Consider the following 7,242-nt stretch of genomic DNA (forward strand, 5'->3'; position numbering starts at 1 on the left):
GGCGCCAACAGTGCGGCGAGGACATCCAGCGCCCCAGCTACCGCCGTGCCGATCTCTGCTGCCGGGACGACGAACAGCGCTTCGCGTTCGGGACACGGGCGCACTTTGAAGGTCGCCTCGACGACCGTACCCAGCGTCCCGAAAGACCCGGTGAACAACTTCATCAAATCGTAGCCGGCGACGTTCTTGACCACGCGGCCGCCGCCTTTCACGAGGGTGCCGTCAGCCAGCACTACTTTCACGCCGATCAGAAGATCCCGGACCTTACCCTGCGACAACCGCAGCGGGCCGGATGCGTCCGTCGCGATCAAGGCGCCGATGCTGGTGTGTTCGGGATCCGGCGGGTCGAGAGGCAACCGCTGCCTGGCTGGCCTCAACGCGGCGTTCACTTCGGCCAGGGTGGCGCCGGCCTCGACCGTGACTGTCATGTCGGCTGCCTCGTGCGCCAGAATCCGGTTCAGCCGCCGTGTCGAGAGCGCCACGTCGTATCGCTGCGGCAGATTGCCGACCCCGAGCTTCGTACCGTTGCCAACCGGCATCACCGCCAAGCCCGCTTGATCGGCGGCCGCGGTGCAGCGGCTGAGCTGCTCAACGGTCTCTGGAAAAAGGACACACTGCGGTGTCAGGCCATCGACAGCGAAAGCGTGCGCCGCGCCGCCCGTGGCAATGGCGTCGGCGGGCAGCAGGTCGCCAAACGTCCCGATAGCCATCGCGCTGCTCACACGGCCGCCTGCCGGCGCGGGCGCATGGTTTCGACGCACGCGCCCGGCGTGGGAAGGATCTTTCCCGGGTTGCAGCGCCGGGCGGGATCGAACACCTGGCGCAGCTGGCTCATCACCAGCAAATCGGCGGGTGAGAAGATGAGCGGCATCTGCGCGATCTTCTCCATACCGATACCGTGCTCCCCGGTGATACTGCCGCCGAGCGCCACGCAGGCTTCCAGGATCTCGGTTCCCGCGGCGAGGACGCGGCGCACCTCGTCGGGGTTGCGTTCGTCGAACAGCAGCAAGGGATGGATGTTGCCGTCACCGGCGTGAAAGACGTTGCCGATGCGCAGATGATATCGCTGCCCGATCTCGGTGATGCGGCGCAAGATGTCGGGCACCTTGGTGCGCGGCACCACGCCATCTTGCGTGCAGTAATTCGGGGCCAATCGCCCCACGGCGCCGAAAGCGCGCTTGCGGCTCTTCCAGAGCGCGGCGCGTTCTACCTCATCCTTCGCGACCCGCACTGTGCGGGCGCGGTTCGTCTGGCAGATCTCGACCACACGTTGGACTTGTTGATCGAGACCGGCGGCAAGACCGTCCAACTCGACGATGAGGACGGCGCCTGCGTCCGTCGGGAATCCGAAGTGAAAGGCGGCTTCGACCGCTTCCACGATCAGCTGGTCCATCATTTCCAAGGCCGCTGGAATCATGCCGGCGGCGATGATGCCGGAGACCGTGGCGGTCGCATCATCGACTGACTCGAAAATCCCAAGCAGCGTTTTCCACGCTTCGGGCTGCCGGACGAGCCGCAATGTCGCTTGCGTCACGATCCCGAAGGTGCCCTCGGCACCGACGACGAGCCCGGTGAGGTCGTAGCCCGGCACGTCCTCCACCGCGCCGCCGAGGTGCACGATCTCGCCGTTGGGCAGCACCAGCTCGACCCCGAGCACGTGGTTGGTGGTCACCCCGTACTTGAGCGTGTGCGGGCCCCCGGAGTTCTCCGCCACGTTGCCGCCGATGGTGCAGGCCTGCTGGCTCGATGGGTCGGGGGCGTAACACAGGCCGCGCTGCTGGACGGCGTTGGTGATGCGGAGATTGACGACGCCGGCTTCGACGACGGCGCGCTGGTTCACGTAGTCGACCTCGACGATGCGGGTCATGCGGCTGGTGCCGATCGTCACCGGGGCATTCACCGGCAGGCAGCCGCCGCTCAGCCCCGTCCCGGCACCGCGCGGCACGAAGGCAATGTCTTCCTCATGCAGCAGGCGCACAATCCGCGCCACCTCTTCGGTTGAGCGGGGCAGGACGACGACTTCGGGGATGCGCTTCTCCAACGTATAGCCGTCACACTCGTATACTTTGAGTTCGCTCGGGCGGGCGATGACGGCGTCATCTCCGGCAATGGCGCGCAGCGCACCCACGATCCGACCGTCGAGCATCTTTGACAGCCTATCCGCGGCTAGATAATAGCACAAGGAATGACGTCGCTTGCAGAACCCTTACAGCCGCCGACCCGTGTGCTGCTCGGTCCCGGTCCCAGCAACGTTCACCCGCGCGTCTTGCGCGCCATGAGTATTCCGCTGGTGGGACATCTGGATCCCGCCTTCTTGCGCATCATGGACGAGACCAAGCGGCTGTTGCAGTTCGTCTTCCAAACACGCAACGAGTTGACCATCCCTCTTTCCGGCACCGGCAGTGCCGGTATGGAGGCCTGCCTGGTGAATCTGCTCGAACCCGGTGACGAAGCGGTGGTCTGCGTCAACGGCGTGTTTGGCACGCGCATGGCCGAGATTGTCGAACGCTACGGCGCGACGCTGGTCCGCGTCGAGGCCCCGTGGGGGCGGGTGATCGATCCCGCCGACGTTGCGGCCGCCTTGAAGCGCTGTCGGCGGCCGAAGCTGGTTGGCATCGTGCACGCCGAGACGTCGACGGGTGCGTGGCAGCCGTTGGAAGAGATCGGCCCGCTGGTACATGCGGCCGGCGCGCTGCTCGTGGTCGATACGGTCACCTCGTTGGGAGGCTGTCCCGTGCATGTCGACGATTGGGGTATCGACGCCTGCTACAGCGGCACGCAGAAGTGTTTGAGCTGCCCGCCGGGCTTGTCACCCATCACCTTCGGTCCGCGCGCGGTCGAGGTACTGAGTACGCGGAAGAGCAAGGTCCAGAGCTGGTACCTCGATCTGACCATGATTCAGAAGTACTGGGGTGCCGAGCGCGTGTATCACCACACGGCGCCGATCAGCATGAACTACGCCTTGCACGAAGCCCTGCGGCTCATCGAAGAGGAAGGGCTCGAAGCCCGCTGGCGCCGGCACGAAGGCAATCATCGGGCGCTGAAGGCGGGTCTGGCGGCGATTGGGCTGGGCATCGCCTCGCAGGAGAATCATCAGCTGTGGACCCTCAACAGTGTCCGCATACCCGACGGCGTGGAGGATGCGCGCGTGCGCACCGCGTTGCTCGAGGACTTCGGCATCGAAATCGGTGGTGGTTTGGGTCCGCTGAAGGGGCAGACGTGGCGCATCGGACTGATGGGCGAGTCCAGCAATGCCGCTAACGTGCTGTTGGTGCTGAGCGCGCTGGAGCGCGTGTTGCCGCAGTGCGGCTATGCGGTCAAGGCGGGGGCTGGGCTGGCGGCTGCGCAACGGGTGTACGCCGGTTCGTGATGCGTGATTCGTGAAACGTCTCGGCTGGCAAGGGACAGGGCGGGTGTCGCGGGTTACTGCGGCGATGCTGTGCGCTGCATTCGCCTCGTGCGCCTACATTCCATCTGTTCCGGCGCCGTTAGCGACAGGGCCGCATCTGGTGGCGCTCGACGCTGATGCCTGTCGCGCCTTGCTGCGTGACGATGCGCCGCTAACGTCCTTGCAGCAAGCGGCGGCGCGGAGCGTCGAATACCTCCAGAAGTTGCCCCCAGACCGGACGCTCTCGGCGCTCGATCGGCGAGTGGCGGTTGGTGAGCTGGTGGCGCCCCTGACGGCGCTCGCCGATATGGCGCCCGCCGACGACAATTGGAGCCAGCCACTGTGCGACCGGTTCCGTGTATACCGCGCCGATCTGCCAGAAGCCGTGCTGGTCACGGGTTACTATCAGCCTGAACTGGCAGCCAGCCGGCGGCGGACGGAGCGTTTTCGCTATCCTCTATATCGGACGCCTGACGACCTGGTGGACGTGGATCTCAGTCAGTTCTGCCCTGACTGCCGCAGCCGCGTGATCCAGGGCCGGGTGGAGAAGGGCAGGCTGGTGCCGTACTACACCCGCGCCGAGATCAATGCCGGCGCGCTGGCCGATCGCGACTATGAGATCGCTTGGGTCGATGATCCGGTTGAGGCGTTTTTTCTGCATGTGCAAGGGTCGGCGTTGCTCCGGTTCGAAGACGGCGTGCACATGCAGATCAGCTACAGCAGCTCCAACGGCAGACCGTACACCAGTCTGGGCAGTGTCCTGATCGGGCAGGGCAAGATGTCGCGTGACACCGTGTCGTTGCAAGCATTGAAGGACTACCTGCATGCCCATCCCGAGGAGGAATCAGGGCTCACGGCGGCGAATGAGCGCTACATCTTCTTCCGTGCCGTTGCTGCCGGCCCCGTTGGCAGTCTTGGCGTTCCGCTCACGGCTGGCCGCTCCATTGCTGCCGACGCCAGCGTCTACCCGCCGGGCGCGTTGGCTTTTCTCCGCATTGCCTCCAGAGGAGCGGCATCATCAGAGAGCAGCAAGCCGGCCGTCTCGCGCTTGGCGCTCATTCAAGATGCCGGTACTGCCATCAGCGGCCCCAATCGCATTGACGTGTTCTGGGGCACGGGTCCGACGGCAGAAGCGATCGCCGGTGATATGCGTAATGCGGGCGAGCTGTATCTGGTCTTGCCGAAGTGAGCCCCCACCCTGCCCCTCCCTCGTTGCCAGAGCTGGCAACCGGGGAGGGGATTCTCTCTAGAGTCCCGGCGCCATGCCTCCGGCGATCGGAAGTGCAACGCCCGTGAGGTAGCCGGCGGCGGGGCTGCAAAGGTAAGCGACCACATCCGCCACTTCGTCCGGCGAGCACTGGCGGCGGAGTGCGATTTTCTGCGCTGCGTTCCGCCGCGCCTCTTCAATTGTGATCCCTTCCATCTGCGAGATGAATTCGTACTCGGCGGCGCCCAGATCGGTATCCACCATGCCGGGGCAGACGGCGTTGCAGCGGATGCCGAACTGGCCGAACTCGGCGGCGATGGCCTTGGTGAAGCCGACGACCGCGAACTTCGTCGTGTGATAGCCGCACATCAGCTCACCCGCTCCCAATCCCGCGAGTGACGAGGTGTTGACGATCACACCGTTGCTCCGCTCGATCATCTTGGGGATGACGAGTTGGCAGAAATGGAACATGCCCGTGATGTTGACGCTGAGGCTCAGGTCCCACTGCTGCTGCGTCATGGCGAGGAACGGACCGACGCCGACGGCAGTGCCGGCATTGTTGAAAAGGATGTCGATCGCACCGAATCGCGTGACGGTTTCTTCCACGCAGGCTTCGATTTGGTCGCGCTGGGTCACGTCCACCTTGCACGCCAAACCCCGCCTGCCGCGCGCTTCGACCTCGCTCACCACGCGCTGCAGCTGCTCCCAGTCGTCGCCGACACCGTAGAAGGCCAGATCCCCTTCGTACTTGCGGCAGAGATCGGTGACGACCACGTTGGCTCCGTGCTCGGCCAGACGCAGTGCGGTGCTGCGGCCGATGCCATGCGGCCGCCCCGCCCCGGTAATGATCGCCGTTTGTCCTTCCAATGGCTTCATGAATACCCCTGGATGTGGCGTAGGCCTATCGTATATCGCCGCGATCACCAAGGGTTTTCACTGTTCCAGCCTCTGCATGTAGCGGCGCGTGATGTCGGCTACGGGCCCGTTCGGCTCCAGCCGTAACGCCGTCTCCAGATGCTCGCGTGCCGCGGCGCGATCGCCGAGCGAGAACAGGACCTGGCCGAGCAGCGCATGGGTCTTGGCTGCATCCCACTGCGGGAAGCCTTGCTCCGAACCGGCGATATCTCCGAGCCGCAAGGCCCGTTCAAAAGCATCGCGCGCCCTGGTGATGTCGCGCGCCACCGCCGGGCGATCTGCCTGTCGCTGCTCTTCCTCCAAATGCGACATCAGCGCCATTCCCAGATTGTGGTACAGCATCGGATGCGGGCGGATCTTGATGCCGGTCTCGAAAGCATTTTCGGCTTCGCTGTAGCGTGCCATGTGGCGATAGAGGGTGCCGATCTCGTTGTACGTCATCGCCTGCCCCTCGGGGCTCGACTTCGCCGCCAGCGCCCGCTGCAGCTCGCGATCGGCGTCATCGAGCCGATTGCGCCGCTCCAGCGCGCCGGCCAGCTCTCGGTGTGGCAGGGCATCATCGGGCACCTTTGTCGCCACGTCGCTCCAGAAGGAAAGGTCGTCCCCCCACACCCGGGTGTAGCGCGTGCTCTGCGCGCCCAGGAGCAGGCCTACGACGGCGAACGCGGCGAGGACCCAGCGGCCGGCAAGCTGCCGGCGTTCGGCGAGGCGCACGACGGCCCAACTGAGGAGCAGGCACGATGCCACCGAGGGAACGTAGAGGTAACGGTCGGCGACCGGCGCAGAGGCGCTGCGGCGCACGATCACGGTCAGTGACGGCAAGAGGGTGACAAAGAACCATGCTGCCAGAAAGGCCAGCGGCCAACGGTCCTGCCTCCAAGCGAAGGCGATCAGAGCGGCTCCCAACAACGGGGCAAGCAACCCGATCAGCAAATAGCCAGCACCGGCGGGTACTGCGGGGATATAGGCGCACAGGGGCATGGGGACGATGGCTCGAACGACGTAGAAGCCGGCCGCGCGCAACAGCTCGCCCACAAGCTCCGACGGCGGCGCCCCGGTTGCCAGGCCTCCGATAAATGCGCCCAGCGCCTGCCGCCGCAACGCGAAGTACACCACGGTGCCGATGGCGAGCGGAAGATAGCGCCGCCACGCCAATCGCTGGAGGCGGAGCAGATCGAGAAACGGTACGAGCACCGCACACGCCAGGGCCATCTCTTTGGAGAATGCGGCGAGCAGGAAGGTTACGCCCCCGAGCCACGGCGCCCATGCCCGTTGCCGGTCCAGAAAGAGGAGCATGGTGATGAGCACGAACGTGCAGACGATGACGTCGGAGCGTCCCGCCATCCACGCCACCGACTCCACGTGGGTCGGATACACCGCGAAAAGCAGGGCGCCGCCGGCAGGAATCAACCACTGGCGAGGGAACAGACGGCTGGCAAATATCCAGACCAGCAGGACATTGCCGGTGTGAAACGCGAGGACGGAGGCGTGGAACCAAAAGGGCGTCTCGCCGCCGACCCAACGGTCGAAAAGATAGGTGACGAAGACGACAGGGCGGAAATAGAATTTCGGAATTATGGGCGGAAGAATGAACAGGTCGCGGAGTGAGCCGATCGCGCGCAACTGCTGCAAGACCAGCGGATCGTCCCAAATAAAACCGCCGTTCAGAGACGGAGTGTAGACCGCAAGCGCGGCGACCACGGCAACCGCGGCTGCAGCCCACGGGCGCGCC

Annotated in this window: 6 protein-coding genes; 2 read left to right on the forward strand and 4 right to left on the reverse strand. The window is 65.1% G+C overall.

The window, feature by feature from the left end; genetic code table 11:
* Together VF515_04805 and VF515_04810 are read right to left on the reverse strand one after the other, a co-directional pair.
* The coding region (locus VF515_04805) for an FAD-binding oxidoreductase (GenBank protein ID HEX7406956.1) at positions 1-710 on the reverse strand (710 nt) is incomplete at its 3' end.
* Positions 711-718: 8 nt separating this feature from the next.
* The gene (locus VF515_04810; protein HEX7406957.1) at positions 719-2,146 is read right to left on the reverse strand and encodes an FAD-linked oxidase C-terminal domain-containing protein; all 1,428 of its coding nucleotides are present in this window, start codon (positions 2,144-2,146) and stop codon (positions 719-721) included.
* A 39-nt stretch (positions 2,147-2,185) separates the two neighbouring features.
* Between VF515_04810 and VF515_04815 the strand changes: the two genes are divergently transcribed.
* On the forward strand, positions 2,186-3,370 hold the full coding sequence (locus VF515_04815) for an alanine--glyoxylate aminotransferase family protein (protein HEX7406958.1): 1,185 nt from the start codon (positions 2,186-2,188) through the stop codon (positions 3,368-3,370).
* A 10-nt stretch (positions 3,371-3,380) separates the two neighbouring features.
* Positions 3,381-4,577, forward strand: coding sequence for an MltA domain-containing protein (locus VF515_04820; protein ID HEX7406959.1), 1,197 nt, complete (start codon positions 3,381-3,383; stop codon positions 4,575-4,577).
* Positions 4,578-4,634: 57 nt separating this feature from the next.
* Here the strand turns inward: VF515_04820 and VF515_04825 are convergent, their stop codons facing one another.
* Entirely contained in the window at positions 4,635-5,471 is an 837-nt protein-coding gene (locus VF515_04825; protein ID HEX7406960.1) for an SDR family NAD(P)-dependent oxidoreductase, read from the reverse strand.
* A 57-nt stretch (positions 5,472-5,528) separates the two neighbouring features.
* On the reverse strand, positions 5,529-7,242 hold a 1,714-nt coding region (locus VF515_04830), incomplete at its 5' end, for a tetratricopeptide repeat protein (GenBank protein HEX7406961.1).

Source organism: Candidatus Binatia bacterium (assembly GCA_036382395.1).
GTDB lineage: Bacteria > Desulfobacterota > Binatia > HRBIN30 > HRBIN30 > JAGDMS01.

What these genes read in the sequence shown, in the direction of transcription:
- VF515_04810 (HEX7406957.1), bottom strand. Translation starts at nt 2,146, where the DNA reads ATGCTCGACGGTCGGATCGTGGGTGCGCTGCGCGCCATTGCCGGAGAT.
- VF515_04815 (HEX7406958.1), top strand. Translation starts at nt 2,186, where the DNA reads ATGACGTCGCTTGCAGAACCCTTACAGCCGCCGACCCGTGTGCTGCTC.
- VF515_04825 (HEX7406960.1), bottom strand. Translation starts at nt 5,471, where the DNA reads ATGAAGCCATTGGAAGGACAAACGGCGATCATTACCGGGGCGGGGCGG.